Source organism: Sphaerisporangium corydalis (assembly GCF_025506355.1).
Lineage (GTDB): Bacteria > Actinomycetota > Actinomycetes > Streptosporangiales > Streptosporangiaceae > Sphaerisporangium > Sphaerisporangium corydalis.
This window is the reverse complement of sequence record NZ_JANZYP010000034.1, coordinates 19,872-36,384: the sequence shown is the minus strand read 5'-3', so window position 1 is coordinate 36,384 and position 16,513 is coordinate 19,872. Positions and strand designations below refer to the sequence as shown.

18 protein-coding genes are annotated in these 16,513 nt (G+C 71.8%); 9 read left to right on the top strand and 9 right to left on the bottom strand.

Annotation, left to right across the window (positions count from 1 at the left end):
* Positions 1–37: 37 nt before the first annotated feature.
* Together NYZ98_RS22720 and NYZ98_RS22715 are read right to left on the bottom strand one after the other, a co-directional pair.
* Entirely contained in the window at positions 38–1,345 is a 1,308-nt protein-coding gene (locus NYZ98_RS22720) for an ABC transporter substrate-binding protein (RefSeq protein WP_262844882.1), read from the bottom strand.
* Positions 1,346–1,498: 153 nt separating this feature from the next.
* Complete coding sequence (locus tag NYZ98_RS22715) at positions 1,499–2,311, bottom strand: LacI family DNA-binding transcriptional regulator (RefSeq protein WP_262844881.1); 813 nt, start codon at positions 2,309–2,311, stop codon at positions 1,499–1,501.
* Between the two features lie 147 nt (positions 2,312–2,458).
* Here NYZ98_RS22715 and NYZ98_RS22710 point away from each other — a divergent pair, with 147 nt between their 5' ends.
* Positions 2,459–3,691 (top strand): ROK family transcriptional regulator, encoded by a 1,233-nt coding sequence (locus NYZ98_RS22710; protein ID WP_262844880.1) that lies wholly within the window; start codon positions 2,459–2,461, stop codon positions 3,689–3,691.
* Between the two features lie 106 nt (positions 3,692–3,797).
* On the opposite strand, the gene NYZ98_RS22705 is transcribed toward NYZ98_RS22710, so the two are convergent.
* A complete protein-coding gene (locus NYZ98_RS22705; RefSeq protein ID WP_262844879.1) occupies positions 3,798–4,679 on the bottom strand; it encodes a sigma-70 family RNA polymerase sigma factor in 882 nt (293 codons plus the stop codon).
* A 96-nt stretch (positions 4,680–4,775) separates the two neighbouring features.
* Here NYZ98_RS22705 and NYZ98_RS22700 point away from each other — a divergent pair, with 96 nt between their 5' ends.
* Positions 4,776–5,540 (top strand): SDR family oxidoreductase, encoded by a 765-nt coding sequence (locus NYZ98_RS22700; RefSeq protein WP_262844878.1) that lies wholly within the window; start codon positions 4,776–4,778, stop codon positions 5,538–5,540.
* Positions 5,541–5,591: 51 nt separating this feature from the next.
* On the opposite strand, the gene NYZ98_RS22695 is transcribed toward NYZ98_RS22700, so the two are convergent.
* Positions 5,592–6,032, bottom strand: coding sequence for a cupin domain-containing protein (locus tag NYZ98_RS22695; protein ID WP_262844877.1), 441 nt, complete (start codon positions 6,030–6,032; stop codon positions 5,592–5,594).
* Positions 6,033–6,116: 84 nt separating this feature from the next.
* Entirely contained in the window at positions 6,117–6,716 is a 600-nt protein-coding gene (locus NYZ98_RS22690; RefSeq protein WP_262844876.1) for a TetR/AcrR family transcriptional regulator, read from the bottom strand.
* A 59-nt stretch (positions 6,717–6,775) separates the two neighbouring features.
* Here NYZ98_RS22690 and NYZ98_RS22685 point away from each other — a divergent pair, with 59 nt between their 5' ends.
* A complete protein-coding gene (locus NYZ98_RS22685) occupies positions 6,776–7,495 on the top strand; it encodes an SDR family oxidoreductase (RefSeq protein ID WP_262844875.1) in 720 nt (239 codons plus the stop codon).
* Positions 7,496–7,644: 149 nt separating this feature from the next.
* Here NYZ98_RS22685 and NYZ98_RS22680 read toward each other — a convergent pair whose 3' ends face one another.
* Positions 7,645–8,055 carry a MarR family winged helix-turn-helix transcriptional regulator gene (locus tag NYZ98_RS22680; RefSeq protein ID WP_262844874.1) on the bottom strand — a complete coding sequence of 137 codons (411 nt, stop codon included), beginning with the start codon at positions 8,053–8,055 and terminating at the stop codon, positions 7,645–7,647.
* Positions 8,056–8,153: 98 nt separating this feature from the next.
* Between NYZ98_RS22680 and NYZ98_RS22675 the strand changes: the two genes are divergently transcribed.
* Positions 8,154–9,131: an SAM-dependent methyltransferase gene (locus NYZ98_RS22675; RefSeq protein ID WP_262844873.1), complete on the top strand. Its 978-nt coding sequence runs from the start codon at positions 8,154–8,156 to the stop codon at positions 9,129–9,131.
* Between the two features lie 17 nt (positions 9,132–9,148).
* Here NYZ98_RS22675 and NYZ98_RS22670 read toward each other — a convergent pair whose 3' ends face one another.
* The gene (locus NYZ98_RS22670; protein ID WP_262844872.1) at positions 9,149–10,168 is read right to left on the bottom strand and encodes an alcohol dehydrogenase catalytic domain-containing protein; all 1,020 of its coding nucleotides are present in this window, start codon (positions 10,166–10,168) and stop codon (positions 9,149–9,151) included.
* A gap of 181 nt (positions 10,169–10,349) precedes the next feature.
* Here NYZ98_RS22670 and NYZ98_RS22665 point away from each other — a divergent pair, with 181 nt between their 5' ends.
* Complete coding sequence (locus tag NYZ98_RS22665) at positions 10,350–10,922, top strand: TetR/AcrR family transcriptional regulator (RefSeq protein WP_262844871.1); 573 nt, start codon at positions 10,350–10,352, stop codon at positions 10,920–10,922.
* Here NYZ98_RS22665 and NYZ98_RS22660 read toward each other — a convergent pair whose 3' ends face one another.
* Positions 10,923–12,509, bottom strand: coding sequence for an MFS transporter (locus NYZ98_RS22660; RefSeq protein ID WP_262844870.1), 1,587 nt, complete (start codon positions 12,507–12,509; stop codon positions 10,923–10,925).
* A 58-nt stretch (positions 12,510–12,567) separates the two neighbouring features.
* On the opposite strand from NYZ98_RS22660, the gene NYZ98_RS22655 reads away from it, so the two are divergent.
* From NYZ98_RS22655 to NYZ98_RS22645, 3 genes are all read left to right on the top strand, one after another.
* Entirely contained in the window at positions 12,568–13,116 is a 549-nt protein-coding gene (locus NYZ98_RS22655; RefSeq protein ID WP_262844869.1) for a winged helix-turn-helix transcriptional regulator, read from the top strand.
* 79 nt (positions 13,117–13,195) lie between these two features.
* On the top strand, positions 13,196–13,972 hold the full coding sequence (locus NYZ98_RS22650) for a TetR/AcrR family transcriptional regulator (RefSeq protein WP_262844868.1): 777 nt from the start codon (positions 13,196–13,198) through the stop codon (positions 13,970–13,972).
* 5 nt (positions 13,973–13,977) lie between these two features.
* Complete coding sequence (locus NYZ98_RS22645) at positions 13,978–14,823, top strand: class I SAM-dependent methyltransferase (RefSeq protein WP_262844867.1); 846 nt, start codon at positions 13,978–13,980, stop codon at positions 14,821–14,823.
* 46 nt (positions 14,824–14,869) lie between these two features.
* Here NYZ98_RS22645 and NYZ98_RS22640 read toward each other — a convergent pair whose 3' ends face one another.
* Positions 14,870–15,739: an AraC family transcriptional regulator gene (locus tag NYZ98_RS22640; RefSeq protein ID WP_262844866.1), complete on the bottom strand. Its 870-nt coding sequence runs from the start codon at positions 15,737–15,739 to the stop codon at positions 14,870–14,872.
* A 280-nt stretch (positions 15,740–16,019) separates the two neighbouring features.
* Here NYZ98_RS22640 and NYZ98_RS22635 point away from each other — a divergent pair, with 280 nt between their 5' ends.
* The gene (locus NYZ98_RS22635; protein WP_262844865.1) at positions 16,020–16,484 is read left to right on the top strand and encodes a GNAT family N-acetyltransferase; all 465 of its coding nucleotides are present in this window, start codon (positions 16,020–16,022) and stop codon (positions 16,482–16,484) included.
* Positions 16,485–16,513 lie beyond the last annotated feature (29 nt).

Here is a 16,513-nt window from a genome sequence, read left to right as displayed (position 1 = left end):
GCCGCCGGACGCGGCGGCCCCACTCGTCGGGCGGGTCTCAGCCCTTGGTGGCGGTGTCGAGGCCCGCGCAGATCTCCTGCGGAGTCGCCTTGCCGTAGGCCCCGGTCAGGACCTGGGTGATCGGGTCGGACGCGGAGCCGATCCAGACGTCGGGCAGGACCGCGTAGTCGACGGCCGCGTCGAGGCCGAGCGACTTGGCGAGCAGCGGGTCGGTCGCGTACGAGGCGAAGTCGCCGGTGGTCGGGGGCAGGATGCCGGCGTCCTTGACGAAGTCGCCGACCGCCGGGTCGGCGTAGAACTTGGTCACCAGCTTGCGGACCTTGTCGATCTGGCCGGACTCGGCGCCGTGCTTGGTGATCATGAACCCGACGCCGGTGAAGCCCCGGTAGGACGTCGGCCGCTTGAAGGCCGAGCCGCCCGGCAGCGGGAAGCCGTCGAGGGTCGTGCGCTTCTCGATCCCGGTGCCCGAGGCGGCGGACTCGGTGTAGGCCCACGAGCCGGCCGACATGATCGCGGCCTTGCCGGAGTAGTAGGACGCGTACATGTCGTCGGAGCTGAGGCCGGCGGCGTTGTCGACGAAGACGCCGGCGTCGCGGAGCTGGGTGAAGAGCTTGACGCCGTTGAGTACGGACGGCGTCGCGCAGTAGCCGCCGCCCTGCATGACCTTCTCCATCGTCGCGGCGTCGGTGAACGACTGCGCGATCTGGTAGAAGAGCTTCTGCCCGCTCCAGTCGTTGCCGCCGACGGTGAGGGGGCCGATCTTCGCGGCGCGCAGCTTCTTGGCGGCGGCGATGAGGTCGTCGGTGGTCTTCGGGATCTCCGTGACCCCGGCCTTGGTCAGCAGGTCGGTGTTGTACCACACCGGCCAGCTGAACCCGGAGAACGGCAGGCCCTGGAGCTTGCCGTCGGGGGCGCCACCGGCGCGCCACTCGTCGAGGGCCTCGGGCTTCATTTTGCCGGCGAGGCCCCAGTCCTTGACGTACTGGTCGACGGGGACGGTGACGCCCGCGTCCAGCCAGCCCACCGTCTTGTCGAACAGGTTGACGATCACCAGGTCGGGGGACTTGCCCGCGGCCACGGCGTTCTCCACCTGGTCGTCGATGGCTTCGAGGCCCTCGGTGACGTTGATCTTGATGCCGGTCTCCGCGGTGAACGCGTCGAATATGCGCTTCTGGGCCTTGGCTGCGGAGTTGCCCGACGACCAGCGGGTGACGATGTCGAGCGTGCCGCCGCCGGCCGCCGGTTCGGCCGGATCGTCGGAGCCGCAGGCGGCGAGGGTGAGAACCATGGCGCAGGCGGCGAGTGCGGCCACGGTGCGTACGGCCCGCGGCGTGGTGCGGTGCATGGGGGGCTTCCTTTGCTTGGTGGTCCGGGGGGTGGTCGGAAGTCGTGTGTCCCATGAGTTACTCAGGGATTACATGGACGTTGCCGAGGCGTGTTCGAATCACAGCGTGCAGGACGGGGAGCCCGGCCGTCAATAAGAAAGATTAGTAATCTATTAAATGCTGGAGCCGCGGTCGACCAACGTCGCCGGCGCGGTCATGATCACACGCGGCGGCGCCCCCGACAGCACCTCGGCCAAAGTGGCGCCGGCCAGCTCGCCCAGCGCCTGGACGTCATGGCTCACGGCGCTGAGCGGCGGATCGGCGAGCTGGCACAGCGCCGAGTCGTCCCACGCCACCAGCGAGAGATCCGCCGGGACCGCCAGGCCGAGGCGGCGCGCCTCGTGGAGCGCGCCAAGGGCCATGACGTCGTTGTCGAAGACCAGCGCCGTCGGGCGGTCGTCGATCCCCGCCAGGGTGGTGACGGCGCGCACCCCGGCCGCCTCGGAGTAGTCCCCCTCGAACGTCGTCGTGCGCACGCCGAGCCCCGCCGCGGCGGCGTTGAACGTGCGGCGGCGGATGATCGTGTGCGCCATCTCGGCCGGCCCCGCGACATGCCCGAGATGGGTGTGCCCGCCCGCGACCAGCGCGGCGACGACGTCGTTCATGGCGACCTCGTCCTGCGTCCACACCGCGGGCAGCCCGCCGGCGGTGACCGGGTCGCCGATGACCACCGTCGGCATGCCCAGCTCGCCGACCAGCGCGACCCGCTCGTCACCGGGGAGCAGGTCGATGAGGATCATCCCCTGCACCTGCCCCTGGGCCGCCCACGCGCGCATCCGGTCGCTCGCCTGCCGGATCGTGGCCACCACCTGGAGCAGCACGGGCACCCCCAGCGGGACCAGGACCCGCTCCATGCCCGCGATGAACTCGTGGAAGAACGGCTCCGCACCGAGGACCTCGGCGTCGCGTACGAGGGCCAGACCCACCGGCGTACCCGCCCGAGGGCGCGTCGCCGTACCCGTCGATGCCGCCGCCATCGGTGCCCCTTCCTCGCGCACTGTCCTCGTGAACTAACCTCGTGCCACGTAACGTAGTCGTGCCGAACCTACGGCCGGGACGAGAGGCGGTTGAGCGTGGCCCGACGGGAGTCCGCGGCCGCGGGGCCGGGGAGCCGGGCGCTCGTCGTCGACCTCATCCGGTCCTCGGGGCCGATCAGCAGGGTGGAGCTGGTCAAGGCCACCGGGCTCACCCAGCCGACGATCTCCAACATCGTCCGCCGCCTGATCGACGATGGCGTCGTGCGCGAGACCGGCGCCACGGTCGCGACCGGTGGAAAGCCACGGACCCTGCTCATGATCAACTCCCGATCGGCGTACGGCGTCGGGATCCGCGTCGAAGCCGACACGCTCACATGCGTGGTGACCGACACCCGCGGCGGCACGATCGGACGCGAGCTCGTCTCCGGGGCGTCGTCCCCCGAAAAGCCGGAGGACATCGTAGCCCAGCTCGCCGCCCTCTACCGCGACGTCACACAGGGCCTCGGCCTGTCGCCGCAGAGCGTGGCGGGCCTGGCCGTCGTCGGCCCCGGCCCGGTCGACGTCGCACGGGGCAGGTTCCTCGCGCTTCCGGGACTGGAACGCTGGGCCGACCTCGACCTCGGCCGGGACCTCACCGCCCGGCTCGGCGTGCCGGTGCTCGTCGACAGCGAGGCCGCCGCGGCCGCCGTGGGCGAGTTCTGGGGGCGGCAGGTCTCGCGGGAGCGGACCTTCGGCTGCCTGTACATGAACTCGGGAATCGGCTCGGGCGTCGTCCTGGACGGAGCGCTCCATCGCGGCGCCAGCTCCAACGCGGGCGAGATCGGGCACGTCTCGGTGGTCCGCGACGGTGCGCGGTGCGGCTGCGGCAACCGGGGCTGTCTGGAGCTGTACGCCGCGCCCGCCGTGCTCGTCGAACGCGCCCGGGCCACCCCCGGCCTCGCGGGCCGCCTGGAGATCCGCCCGGACGACCCGGACGCGCGGGCGTTCGACGTCCTGGCCCGCGCGGCGATCTACGGCGACGAGCAGGCGCGTGCGCTGATCGACGAGTCGGCCCTGCTCCTCGCCGACGGCGCCCTGACGCTCGCCAACCTCTGGGACCTCGACACGCTCGTGCTCGCCGGGCCCGGCTTCGCCGTCGCCGGTTCGCTCTACGTCAGCGAGATCCGCCGCCGCCTCGCGGAGCGCGCGTTCTCGCGCGGGGTCCACGCGGTGCGCGTGGACCTGTCGAGCAACCCCCGCGACTCCGCGGCCATCGGCGGGGCGGCCCTCGTCCTTCAGGGATCCGTCGCCCCCGGACACGGTCCCGAGGTCACCGCGACACGCTCGTAAGCAGAGGGTACGGCCGCCGGTGCCGGCGACCGAGGTCGAGCCGTCCGGCGACCGGGGCCGCTCGGTCCGGGACGGCGAGGTCGAGCCGTTCAGCGACCGGGCCCGCTCAATCCAGGACGGCGAGGTCGAGCAGGCGGAGGCGGCCGGGGTCGGCGATCACGTCGATCTCGGTGATCCTGTCGCCGGCGAACGTGAAGGCGAGGGCCAGGAACAGGCGCCCGCGGGGGGCCATCACCAGTCCCACATCTCCGTTCACCAGCGCCGGCCGGGTGGACCGCATCCGTTCGGCGGCGGCGAGCGCGCCCTTGGTCACGGCCCGGTGACCGCGGAACATGAGGGGCTCGGGGGTGGGACCGGCGGCCCGGTCGGCCCGCAGCAGCACATCGGGATCGAGCAGCGCGATCAGCGCGTCGAAGTCACCGCCACGGGAGGCGGCCTGGAACGCCTCGACGACCCGGCGCCGGCGGGTCAGATCGGCGTCGCGCTCCGGGGTGACCCCCTTGATCCGGCGCCGGGCGCGGCTCGCGAGCTGCCGGGCCGCGGCCGGGGAACGCTCGATCATCGGGCCGATGTCGTCGAACGGCACGGCGAACATGTCATGCAGCACGAACGCGAGCCGCTCGGCCGGCGTGAGCGTGTCCAGCACCACCAGCAACGCCAGCCCGACCGAGTCGGCCAGCAACGCCTCGCCCTCGGGGTCGCCCGCGTCCCGGTCGCCGGCGACCGGACCGGGAGCCCCCGCGTCAAGGGGCTCCTCGCGCCGGGTCGCGCGCGTGCGCAGCATGTTCAGGCACACCCGCGCCACCACCGTGGTCAACCACCCGCCGAGGTTCTCGACGCCGTCGGCGCCGGCCCGGCTGAGGCGCAGCCAGCCCTCCTGGACGGCGTCGTCGGCCTCGCTCGCCGAGCCGAGCATCCGGTAGGCCACCGCTCGCAGCCGGGGCCGGTGCTCCTCGAAACGCTCCAGCAGCCACATGCTCTCGTCCATCAGGTCACATTCCCCCCGCGCGAAGTGTCACAGAGGCTGACCCCCGAAACCCTGCTGGTGTGACGGGGACTGGTCTGGACGATTTCGGAGAAAAGCATGACACCATCCATCCTGCTCACCGGCGGCACGGGCACGCTCGGGCGCCACGTCACCCCGCTCCTGCGCGACGCCGGCCACGAAGTACGGATCCTCAGCCGGCGCGCCCACGCGTCCGGGGACGGCATCGAGTACGTGCCCGGTGACCTGCTCAAGAACGAGGGGATCGAGCCCGCGATCGCCGGGGCCGAGATCATCGTGCATCTCGCGGGCGCCGCCAAGGGCGACCAGGAGGCGACCCAGAACCTGGTCCGGGCCGCCTCGCACACCGGCGCGCGGCACCTGGTGTACATCTCGGTCATCGGGGCGGACCGGGTACCGCTGTCCTACTTCACCGCCAAACTCGGCGCGGAGCAGGCCGTGGCCGGCTCCGGCCTGCCGTGGACGACGCTGCGCGCCGCCCAGTTCCACGACCTGGTCCTGACCGTGGTGCGGAACCTGGCGCGGTCGCCGGTGATACCGGTCCCTGGCGGGCTGCGGTTCCAGCCGGTCGACGCGCGCGACGTGGCGGCCCGGCTCGTGGAACTGACGCTCGCCGAGCCGGCCGGCCTGGTACCCGACCTGGCCGGGCCGAAGGTGTACGGGATGGCCGACCTGGCCCGGGGGTACCTGCGGGCGCGCGGGGGGCGCCGGTTGATGGTGCCGATCCGGATGCCAGGCAAGGCCGGGCGCGCCTACCGGGCCGGCGAGAACCTGTCCGTCACGGGGGCCGTGCCGGGCAGCCGGACCTGGGAGGACTTCCTGGCGGAGCGGGTCGGGCGCTGATCCACGGCGGCGAGCACGCCCTTGCGTACCCGCCTCAAGATCTTCTCGCCTCTACCGGTCCCAGCTGAGCGAGTCGAGGTTCACCACGATCGCCTCCTGGGAGCTTCGCGCGATCACTACGACCGCCTCCTCCTCGGGGTCCGGATTCTCCTCGCGGTGGGGCACGAACGGAGGCACGAAGACGAAGTCGCCCGGCCGGGCGTCGATCCGGACCTCGCGCGGCTCGTCGCCCTCGACGTCGAGGAACACGAACGACGGCCTGCCGCTGACCACGTAGATCGCGGTCTCAGAGTCGCCGTGGTGGTGGTTGGCCGAGACGGTGGCGGGGGACATGCGCGTCTGTCCCATCCACTGCCGCTTCGACCCCACGGTGGCCCCGCTGATCGCCGCGCGGCGGAGCATCCCGGCCGACTGCGCGGTCTCCCGCGTCAGCCCGTCCGGCGCCACGTGGTGCAACCGCCGGTGCGACGGCTCCTCAGGCAGCTCGCTCATCGCCATCAACTCCAGTCGTGATCGGTCGTGCCGCTTGGATTGGAAGATACCCATCGTGGTCGCGTCGGGCTCGGGGCGGCGCCGTCAACGCGGGTCGCACGGCGTCCCGGCCAGCGCGGAGACGAGATCGTCGGCAAGCCGCTGATCGAGGGGTTCGCGGGTGGCGAGCAGCCGGTACCACAGAGTGCCGAACACGATGTCGGCGACGGTCGCGGGAGGCAGGCCCGGCGGAAGATCCCCGCGAGCCTGGGCACGATCGAGAATGACCCCGAGCGCGTCCCGGCGGTTCCGCAGGAACGAGGCACGGAACCGCTTCCCGAACTCGGGGTTGATCTGTGCCTCGGCCATCAGGGCGCACAGCACCTCGGCGACCTGCGGGTCGCGGCCGAGGGCGAAACTCGCGGTCAGAAAGGCGCTGAGGTCGGCGGGGTAGCTGCCCTCATCCGATACCGGCACGTACAGGTCCGCCTTGGTCGCCAGCGCGTCGAGGAGGACGTCGGCCTTGGACGGCCACCAGCGGTAGATCGTGGTCTTGCCGGCCCCGGACCGGGCGGCGATCCCTTCGATCGTCAGACCGGCGTAGCCGACCTCGGCGGTGAGCTCGCTCGCCGCGGCCAGGATCGCCATCCTGCTGTCTTCGCTGCGCTTGCGGCCCGGGCGCTCGGGGGCGGGTTGGTCGGTCACGGGAGTCATGCTAGCTTCATTCAAAACGATACGTAACGAATCGAATTGAGGAGCAGGGAATGACACAGCACGTAGCCCTCGTCGTCGGCGGAACCTCCGGCATCGGGCTGGCCACCGCCCGCCGGCTCCAGGCCCTGGGCGCGACCGTCCACGTCGCCGGGCGCGGCAAGGAGCGTCTCGACGACATCGCCACCACCGACCCGGAGATCATCGGCCACCGGGCGGACGGCGGCGACCGAGGGGAGATCACCGCCGTCGTCGAGGCGATCGGCAGGATCGACTGGCTCGTCATCAGCCTCAGCGGCAGCGAAGGCCCGGGACCCTTCGCCGACCTGGACCTCGGCATGCTCCGCCGGGCCTTCGACGCCAAATTCTGGGGCCACGTCACCACCATCCAGGCGGCCCTGCCGCACCTGGCGCCCACGGGCTCGATCACACTGCTCGGCGCGATCACCGCCCGGGCGGGCATGCCCGGCACCGCCGGTATCGCGGCCGTCAACGGAGCCGTCGAAGCCCTCGTCAAGCCACTCGCCGCCGAACTGGCTCCCATCCGGGTCAACGGCGTCTCTCCCGGCCTGGTCGACACCCCTTGGTGGAACGGCCTCCCCGACCAGGCAAAACAGGCGTACTTCACTCAAGCCGCCCAGCTGCTGCCGGCACGGCGCATCGCGACCGCCGAAGACGTCGCCGAGGCCGTGGTACTGGCGGCGACCAACGCGAACATCACCGGCACAATCCTCGAAACCGACGGCGGCGCCCGCCTCGTCTCCATGGCCTAGGACGCCGCGGACGGCCCATCACGGGGGCCGGGGGATCCCCCGTGCGGTGCGGCGAGCGTGCGGTCAGAGCAGCAGGGGCGGGTGCGGGCCGGTCAGAGGAGCAGGGGCGGGCGCGGGCCGGTCGGAGGAGCAGGGCGGGTGCGCGTCGGTCAGAGGAGCAGAGTGGCCAGTTCGTCCAAGAGGGCGGCGACGCGGCGTGCCTCGGCCGGGGTGGGGACGGCGCGGGCGATGGCGTCGCCGGTGTCGCGGGCGGCGCGGCGGGTGATCGCCTGGAGGGCCTCGCCGGTGACCCGGACGCGGGTGCGGCGCCCGTCGGCCCGGTCGGCGGTGGTCTCGACCAGCCCGCGCTCCCTGAGCCGGGACACCGACACCGACACGTGGCTCTGCGCGAAGCCGGTGCGCTGATGGATCTCGCCGACGGAGCCGTCAGGGTGCTTGATCGCGTCCTCCAGCACGGCCAGTTCCCCCGGCGTCAGCCGAAGGTCCCCCGCCTCGCCGGTCGCCGCCGCCGACAACTCGATCAGTCGCCTGCCCAGCCGGTGCAGTTGGCCGCCGTCCATGCCCGCCAGACTACATCGGCGCTGAAGCATCGCTGAAGATGTATCGTTGGCGATGAAGTTTCATCCAGGGCATACAAAGAAGGGGCGGGGGAGGCGTGATGGGGCCGCAGGAACCGCCGTTGGAAGGCGTGGGCAGGACCGCCCTCGGCATGGCGGTGGTACGGGCCATGGAGAACCGCCGCCGCGACCGCCTGTTCACCGACCCGTACGCCCAGGCGTTCGTGGACGCGGCCCCCGCGATGTTCCCCCAACCGACCGGGACCCCACCGAGGACACGAGCGGGCGGCACCGAGGGAGCCGCAGCGGGGATGGAGGCGGTTGACAGCAGGGAGGCGGTGCCGAGGACGGAGGTGGGCGGGAGTGAGGAAGGGATGCCGTGGTCGGCGGCATCGCTGGGTGGGGTGCTGTACGCGCATGCGGTGATGCGCACCCGCTTCTACGACGACTACCTGACCGAGGCCGCGCGCGCCTGCCGCCAGGTCGTGCTGCTCGCGGCGGGCCTGGACACCCGGGCCTTCCGGCTGGCCTGGCCCGAGCGCACCCGGGTGTTCGAGCTGGACCTTCCCGAGGTGCTGGCCTTCAAGGACGCCGTGCTCGCGGGGAAGGCGGCGCCGCGCCGCCACGAGCGCACGGCGCTGCCGCGCTGCCACGAGCGCATCGCGCTGCCGGTCGATCTTCGCGACGATTGGCCGGCCGCGCTGCTCGCCGCCGGGTTCGACCGCGCCGCCCGTACGGCATGGCTGGCCGAGGGCCTGCTGATCTACCTGACGGCCGGGGAGTCCGCCCGCCTGCTCGCGGCCGTCGGAACGCTGTCCGCCCCGGGCAGCCGGCTCTCGTTCGAGCACTTCCCCGGCGGCGACTCCACGCTCGTGTCACGGGCCGGGGACATGCCGGCCATGGAGCCGTACACGGCGATGTGGAAGGGCGGTCCTGGCGGGGACGTGGCCGGACGGCTCGCCCGGGACGGCTGGCGTCCCCGGTTCCACGACCTGGCCACCCTGGCCGGCTCCTACGGCCGGGATCTGCCCGGCCCGGCCACCGGAGGTTTCCTCACCGCCGTACGCACCCTGCCCTGAAGCCGGGCCCCATCGGCTCAGGCGGTCGTGTCGAGGACCACGCGGAAGCGGGCATTCCCGGACATCATGTGCTCGTACGCCTTCGGGGCGTCGGCGAGCGGCATGACCTCGACCATCGGGCGGACGTCCCGGTGCAGGGCGAAGGCGAGGTTGTCCTCGTTGTCGACGGGCTTGCCGGTGATGCTGCCGATGACCTCGCGGCCGCCGAACGTCAGGGTCACGGTGTCCACCGCGATCGGGTCCTGGACGTCGACGCCGAGGACGACGAGCCGGCCGCGCGGGCTCAGGCCCGCGATGAGCGGCGACATCGAGGGGGCGTTGGACGCGGTCGCGATGACGGCGGCGGCGCCGCCGAGGGCCTGGAGCGCCTCGCCCGGGTCTTCGCTCGCGCTGTCGATGTAATGGTCGGCGCCGAGCCTCAGCGCGAGTTCCGCCTTGCCGGCGCCGCGAGCGATGGCGGCGACACGGTAGCCCTGCCGCGCCGCGTACTGGACGGCGAGGTGGCCGAGGCCGCCGATGCCCTGAACGGCGACGAGCCGGCCCGGCGCCGCGTCCACGAGACGCAGGCCCATGAACGTGGTGAGCCCGGCGCACAGCAGCGGCGCCGCCTCGATCGCGGAAAGGCCGTCGGGGACGCGGACGAGGCCGCTCGCCAGCGCGATCACGGACTCGGCGTACCCTCCGTCGAGGTCGGAACCCATGGCGGGCTGCCGGGAGCAGGTGACGAAGTCGCCGCGCCGGCACCGCTCGCACGTGCCGCAGTAGCCCGCGAGGTAGCCCACTCCGACGCGGTCGCCGGCCCGCCAGTCCTCGATCCCCTCACCCACGGCGTCGATGACGCCGACGATCTCGTGCCCGGGGACGACCGGGGCCGAGGGGTCGGGGCGCATGCCCTCGACGCCGACCGCGTCGGAGTGGCAGACGCCGCAGGCCTCGACGCGGATCCGCACCTGGCCGCGGCCAGGTTCCACCAGCTCACGCTCGACCAGGGAGAAGTTCCGCGCCCCGGTCACCTGGATCGCTCGATACGTGGACATGCTGCCCCTTTCGCGGTCAGATCGGTTCATCGTCTGGTTTCATAATGACCGGTCGTCTTAAAAGAAGTCAAACACTCCTTGCGTGAGGTGTGGTCGCCTACCGGCCTGGGGTTTCTTCGCTTGGGGTGGTAATCTTCCACGGGTCGAGACGATCGGTCGTTTTGCTCGGAGGTGGCGACGCATGGCCCGGCACAGTCTGCGCGGAGAGCTGGTCGAGGCCGCGTTCGAGCAGTTCCACGCCCACGGCTTCAACGGCGCGGGGGTGAAGGACATCACCGACGCGGCGGGCGCGCCGAAGGGCTCGTTCTACAACCACTTCCCGTCCAAGGAGGCCCTGGCCGTCGTCGCGCTGGAGCGGTACGGCTCGACGCTGCGGCTCGCGGACCTCAAGGACTCCTCGGTGGACCCGCTCACCCGGCTCCGCAGGCACTTCGAGTTCCTCCGGGACGGCCAGCTCGACCAGCGGTTCCTGCGAGGCTGCCTGTTCGGCGACTTCGCCAACGAGATAAGCGACCACAGCGAGATCATCCGCGAGGCGATCCGGCAGGGCTTCGCCTACTGGGCCGAGTGCCTGACCTGCGCCGTCGCCGACGCCCAGACGGCGGGCCAGGTGTCGGCCGGGCAGGACGCGGAGACGCTCGCCGCGTTCCTGCTCAACGCCTGGGAGGGGACGCTGATCTCCTCCCGTACCGAACGGTCCGCCAAGGCCTTCAAGCCGTTCTTCGACACCGTCTTCGGCGTCCTGCTCCGCTGATCACACCGCCGGACCGCCGCCGCCCGGCAGGCGGTGGCGTACGTAGAGAGCGGCGGGAACGGCCATGGCCAGCAGGACGATCCCGCCGATGAGCAGGCCCAGGTGGACCGCGTCGGTGAAGGCCTGCGCGACCGCGATGTTCACCGTCCTCGCCAGCGAGGCGGGGAGCCCGGTGGTGCCGCCTCCGTGCGCGGCGCCCGTGACGACCTGGTCGGCGCCGGGGCCGGGAAGCCCGGCGTCCACGAGCCGCTCACGGAGGTCGCGGGGGAAGCGGCTCGTGACGATGGTGCCCAGCACGCTGGGTCCGAGGACGCCGCCGAGCTGGCGGGCCATGTTGACGGCCGAGGCGGCCATGCCGGCCTGAAGCGGGGGGACGCTGCTGACGGCGGCGGATGAGGAGGGCGCGACGAGCAGGCCCGAGCCGACGCCGGCCAGGAGGAGGCCGGGCCATATGGCGTCGAATCCGTCGAAGGGGCCGACGGCCAGCAGGGCCAGGGCCCCGGCTCCCATGAGCACAAGGCCCCCGGTGAGCATGACGGTGAAGCCGACCCTGCGGACCAGGCGCGAAGCGACGGCGCTGACGGCCACGTACGTCGCGAACATGGCCAGCAGCCGCACGCCCGTGCCCAGGGCGCTGACCTGGTGGACCCGTTCCAGGTAGAGGACGGTGAGCAGGGAGATGCCGACGAACCCGAACATCGTCGTGGCGGCCACACCCATCACGGCCGTGAACGAGAGGCTGCGGAACAGGCGCAGGTCGAGCATCGGGTCGTGGTGGCGCAGTTCCACCCGGACGAACAGGGCCAGCGAGAGGGCGAAGACCGCGTACGCGGCGATGATGGGCGCGCTGGTGTATCCGGTCGCGCCGCCCTGGATGATCGCGTACGTCGCCGAGGCGATCGTCACGGTGCCGAGCAGGACCCCCGCCGGGTCCAGGCGGCGTGACGGGTGCTTGCTCTCGTGGACGAACAGCGGCGACAGGAGCGCGGCCGTCGCGCCGATGACGAGGTTGATGAGATAGACGGGATGCCAGGAGAAGCGCTCCAGCAGGGCTCCGGCGACCAGCGGTCCCACCGCCAGGCCCAGGCCCGAGCACGCGGCCCAGACGCTGATCGCGGTGGTGCGCTCGTGCGGGTCGGTGAACGCGACGCTGACGATGGTGAGGCTCGTGGGCAGCACGGCGGCGCCGCCCACGCCCATGACGGCCTGCGCGGCGATCAGCGTGCCGGAGCCGTCGGCGAGGAAGGCGGCCAGGCTGCCGGCGGAGAACAGGACGGCGCCGGAGACGAACACCAGCCGCCGCCCGACCAGGTCGCCCAGCGTCCCGGCCGACATGACCAGGCTCACCACCGCGAGGCTGTAGGCGCTGGTGATCCACACGAGCGTGCCGGCCGAGGCGCGCAGGTCGTCCTGGATGGCGCCGAGGGAGGAGATGGTCGAGGACACGTTGACGAAGGCCATCATCACGCCCAGGCACACGACGAACAGGCCGAGCCAGCGCCGGCGACCCCCGGGGCCGGGGCGCCCGTCGTCGCGCCGGATGACGGCCGGTCTGGGGACTTCTCCCACCTGGCTATGCATTTCCATAGTGAGGACGATAACACCTGACTATTGCCACTCATAGCCAGGGCGTAGGATGGCGGGCATGACGGAGAGTGCGCACAGCGCCCAAGGCGGCGACGACGTGATCACCCTCGTCGGTCCGTTCGCCGACCGCGACGCCTGGACGGCGCAGGGCTGGTGCTCCATCGAACGCGCCCTGGAGGTCGTCGGCACCCGGTCGGCCATGATCCTGCTCCGCGAGGTGTACTACGGCGCGAACCGCTTCGAGGACCTGGTCCGGCGCACGGGCCTGAGCGAGGCGGTCACGGCCGGCCGGCTGAAGCAGATGGTCGCCGACGAACTGCTCACCCGGCGCCCCTACCGCGAGCCGGGGGCCCGGACGCGATCCGAATACGTCCTCACACCGCGCGGCCGCGCGCTCTTCCCGGTGCTCGTGGCGCTGATGGAGTGGGGCGAGAGCCTCCAGTCGAAGACGGGCGTGGAGTTCGTCCACGCGGAGTGCGGCGGTCACCTCACGGCCGAGGTGCACTGCGAGCGGGGGCACCACGTCACCCTCACGCAGACGCAGGCACGACTCGCGCGCTTCCACGACGACGCACGGCCCGGCGAACCCGGGACACGAGCCCCGTAGGACTGCCGAGACGGCGGTCGTGCCCCTGAGTCCACTGTCGGCTTGCCTAGTGACTGAACACACGTTTAGTATACTGAAAATGAGTTCAGCGCAGCCGCCTCCAGAGGATCTGACCGCCCGGGCGAAGATCCGCAACATCGCCGTCGCCCACTTCGCCCGCGACGGCTTCCAGAGGGCGAACCTGCGGGCCATCGCCGCCGAGGCCGGTGTCAGCATCGGCCTGATCTCCCATCACTTCGGCAGCAAGGACGGGCTGCGCGCCACCTGCGACGAGCACGTGCTGCACGTGCTCACCACCAGGGCGCGCACCGCGGGCCGTCCCGACGGGGTGCGGGACCTGGCCACCGTGTACCTGTCGAACCCCGAGGAGTACCAGGTGCTCGTGCGGTACATGGCCCGCGCGATCCAGGAGGACGTGCCCGCCGCGGGCACGTTCGTGAACACGCTGGTGGAGGAGTCCGAGGCCGTCTTCAGGGCCGGGGCGCGGGACGGCACGATGCGGCCGTCCTCGGACCCGCGGGCGCTGGCGGTGCTGAGCGTCATGGTCAGCATGGCGACGCTGACCATGGCCCCTCCTCTGGCGCGCGCGCTGGGCCACGAGCGCGTCGGCCCCGAGGTGATGGCCAGGCTGGCGCTGCCGGCGCTGGAGCTGTACACCCACGGGCTCTACCTCGACGACACGCCGCTCAAGACCGCGCAGGAGGCCTGGGACGCCACGCGCCCATCCGAACCCCAGGGGGAAGCATCCGAACCACGACGCGAAGCATCCGAACCACGACTCGAAGCGCCCGAACCACGACGGCAAGCGCCCGAACCACGACGCGAAGCATCCGAACCACGACGGGAAGAGAACTGACCACCATGGGCATCGCCCTTCCGGCACTGACGCCGGCGCAGGAGAGCCTGTTCCTGACCCTGGGCGGCAGGGCGCTCGACAGCCGCCTGCCGCACCCCTTCCTCGGCGACGCCATGGCCGACGAGATCCTCGGCCGGACCGGATACGACCTCTCCCGCTTCCCCGCGCTCGCCAGCCGGCTCATGGACGAGCGCACCAGGGTCTTCGACATCGCCGTGCGGGCCAAGCGGCTGGACGAGGTGGTGGGTGGGTTCGTCGCCCGTCACCCCGGCGCGCTCGTGCTGGACCTGGGCGCCGGCCTGGACGGCAGGGTCTTCCGGGTGGATCCGCCCGACGGTGTCGAGTGGTACGACGTCGACTTCCCCGAGATCGTGGCCCTGCGGCGGCACCTGCTGCCCGAGCGCGCCGGCGCCCACCACCTCGCCGCGGACCTGACCGATCCCCACTGGCTGGACGCCGTTCCCGCCGACCGGCCGACCGTGATCGTGGCCGACGGCCTGATCGGGTTCCTCTCCCAGGACGACCTCGTGGCGCTGCTCAACCGGCTCACTCACCACTTCTCCGGCGGCGACCTGGCCTTCAACGCCTACACCACGTACGCCGTCTGGGCGCTCAAGCACCTGCGCGGCTTCGCCGCCATCACCGGGGGCGTCGCCAACCCCGGCTTCAACGACCCCCACGCGCCCGAACGATGGGCCCCCAGGCTGCGGCTGGTCGAGGAGATCTTCCTGACGCGGGCGCCCGAGCTGGCCCACATGTCGCTGGGCGGACGGCTGGCCGCCCGCCTGGTCGCACCCAGCCCCACCCTGTCGCGGATGGTCGGCACCACGATCCTGCACTACCGCTTCTGACCGGCCATCGCACGGGGCCCGACGCCGAAATCAGCACCGCGGTCCATCAGGCAGGTTCGACGGGTAACCACAGCTCGCATGTCGCCGTGCTGAAGTCATCCGCGCGCTCGAGGACCGTGACGATCGACGGACCTGGCCGCATACGCCAGGGGTTGGAGGGGAACCACTCGGTCACGGTCGCCGCCCAGGTCGTCTGCAGCGCCTGCGGATGCGGTCCGGCGGTACGGAAGACCGCCCACATGCCGGCCGGCACCTCGATGGCGTCGAGGTCGTCGGGGGCCGGCGTGTCCCGGGAGACGGCGACCCCGTGCAGGTAGGTCAGTTCGCTACCCTCTGTGCCGTCCGGGTCGAGGTCGGCGCAGACTTGCAGCAGGCCCCCTGGTTCTGTGTCGCCGAGGGCCTTCAGCCGGAGATGCTCCTCCTGCGGCAGCGCGGTGATGTGCCGCTGGATGTGCGGGTTGACGCCCTGGTGGATGAGCGGAACCCGGGCCGCGTGTCCGACCAGCCGGAACGCGGGGCGGTCGATGATGCGGGTGTCCATGGGGATGCTCCCTTCGACGGTCAGGCGGAACCTGAGCTGCGGTTGTGCACGCAGGGGGCCTCCGTCGCGGCGCACGTCCCCGGGGCCGGAACCGTGGACCGCGCGGAACGCACGTCCGAACGCCTCGGCCGAGCCGTATCCGTGCCGGACGGCGATGCTCAGCAGATCGTCCTCGCCCCGGACGACGTCGGCGGCGGCGACGGTCATGCGGCGGCGGCGCACGTACTCCGACAGCGGCATGCCGGCCAACGACGAGAACATCCGGCGCAGGTGGTACTCGGTCGTGCCGACTTCCCTGGCCAGCAGGTGGACGTCGATCTCCTCGCCGAGGTGCTCCTCGACGAGATCGACAAGCTTGTTGAGCGCCGAGATCATCGGACCTCCCTCCGACGTCAACCCTGCCGGAACAGCCCCGGCCCTACCCGACCGCAGCGATCCGATCCGATCAGCCGGCCGAACGAACGCGACGGTACGGCGCTGAGCTGTGCATGCGCTACATGGGTGCCGTGCGGGCCAGGACCACCGGCTGGGCGGCCGCGGCCGGGAGCTCGATCGGGGGAGAAGTCCGCTGCGCTATTGTGGGCGCGCCCATTTCTCATGAGCGCGGTGCCTGATCGCGGAAGGAGCTGAGATGGTGTCCACCGGACGCGCTTCGATGAGCATTCAGGTTCGACGGTCCCAGCCAGGTGCCGAGGCCGAGTTCGTGACGGGGCTGGAGTGGCTCTTCGCCCCGCCCGGCAGCCGTCCCCCGGATTGGGACCGCGACCGCGCCATCGAGCGCACCACGCGGGTCCTCGCCTCCAAGGACGCCGCGCTGTTCGAAGCCCGCTCGGACCAGGATCAGCTGGTCGGCGTGGCCAGCGTCTACCTGGACATCCTGTCGGTGCGCTTCGGCCGCCGGGCCTCGATCGAGGACCTGGCGGTGCACCCCGAATGGCGCTCCCAAGGCGTTGGCACCGCCCTGCTGACGGCCGCCAGAGCATGGGCCCTCGACCATGGCGCCGACTACGTCTTCCTGGAGTCTGGCGTCTCCCGAACCGAGGCACACCGCTTCTACCTCCGCGAAGGCGCGACCCACATGGCAGCGGCCTTCAGGTGGACCACAGAACACCCCAGCTGACGGACTCGGCGGCAGGTGGTAGGCGATGC

Coding starts and splice junctions, on each gene's coding strand:
- NYZ98_RS22660 (WP_262844870.1), bottom strand. CDS start 12,509: ATGGAAATGCATAGCCAGGTGGGAGAAGTCCCCAGACCGGCCGTCATC.
- NYZ98_RS22675 (WP_262844873.1), top strand. CDS start 8,154: ATGGGGCCGCAGGAACCGCCGTTGGAAGGCGTGGGCAGGACCGCCCTC.
- NYZ98_RS22635 (WP_262844865.1), top strand. CDS start 16,020: ATGAGCATTCAGGTTCGACGGTCCCAGCCAGGTGCCGAGGCCGAGTTC.
- NYZ98_RS22695 (WP_262844877.1), bottom strand. CDS start 6,032: ATGAGCGAGCTGCCTGAGGAGCCGTCGCACCGGCGGTTGCACCACGTG.
- NYZ98_RS22705 (WP_262844879.1), bottom strand. CDS start 4,679: ATGGACGAGAGCATGTGGCTGCTGGAGCGTTTCGAGGAGCACCGGCCC.
- NYZ98_RS22700 (WP_262844878.1), top strand. CDS start 4,776: ATGACACCATCCATCCTGCTCACCGGCGGCACGGGCACGCTCGGGCGC.
- NYZ98_RS22720 (WP_262844882.1), bottom strand. CDS start 1,345: ATGCACCGCACCACGCCGCGGGCCGTACGCACCGTGGCCGCACTCGCC.
- NYZ98_RS22650 (WP_262844868.1), top strand. CDS start 13,196: ATGAGTTCAGCGCAGCCGCCTCCAGAGGATCTGACCGCCCGGGCGAAG.
- NYZ98_RS22640 (WP_262844866.1), bottom strand. CDS start 15,739: ATGATCTCGGCGCTCAACAAGCTTGTCGATCTCGTCGAGGAGCACCTC.
- NYZ98_RS22665 (WP_262844871.1), top strand. CDS start 10,350: ATGGCCCGGCACAGTCTGCGCGGAGAGCTGGTCGAGGCCGCGTTCGAG.
- NYZ98_RS22680 (WP_262844874.1), bottom strand. CDS start 8,055: ATGGACGGCGGCCAACTGCACCGGCTGGGCAGGCGACTGATCGAGTTG.
- NYZ98_RS22645 (WP_262844867.1), top strand. CDS start 13,978: ATGGGCATCGCCCTTCCGGCACTGACGCCGGCGCAGGAGAGCCTGTTC.
- NYZ98_RS22685 (WP_262844875.1), top strand. CDS start 6,776: ATGACACAGCACGTAGCCCTCGTCGTCGGCGGAACCTCCGGCATCGGG.
- NYZ98_RS22655 (WP_262844869.1), top strand. CDS start 12,568: ATGACGGAGAGTGCGCACAGCGCCCAAGGCGGCGACGACGTGATCACC.
- NYZ98_RS22670 (WP_262844872.1), bottom strand. CDS start 10,168: ATGTCCACGTATCGAGCGATCCAGGTGACCGGGGCGCGGAACTTCTCC.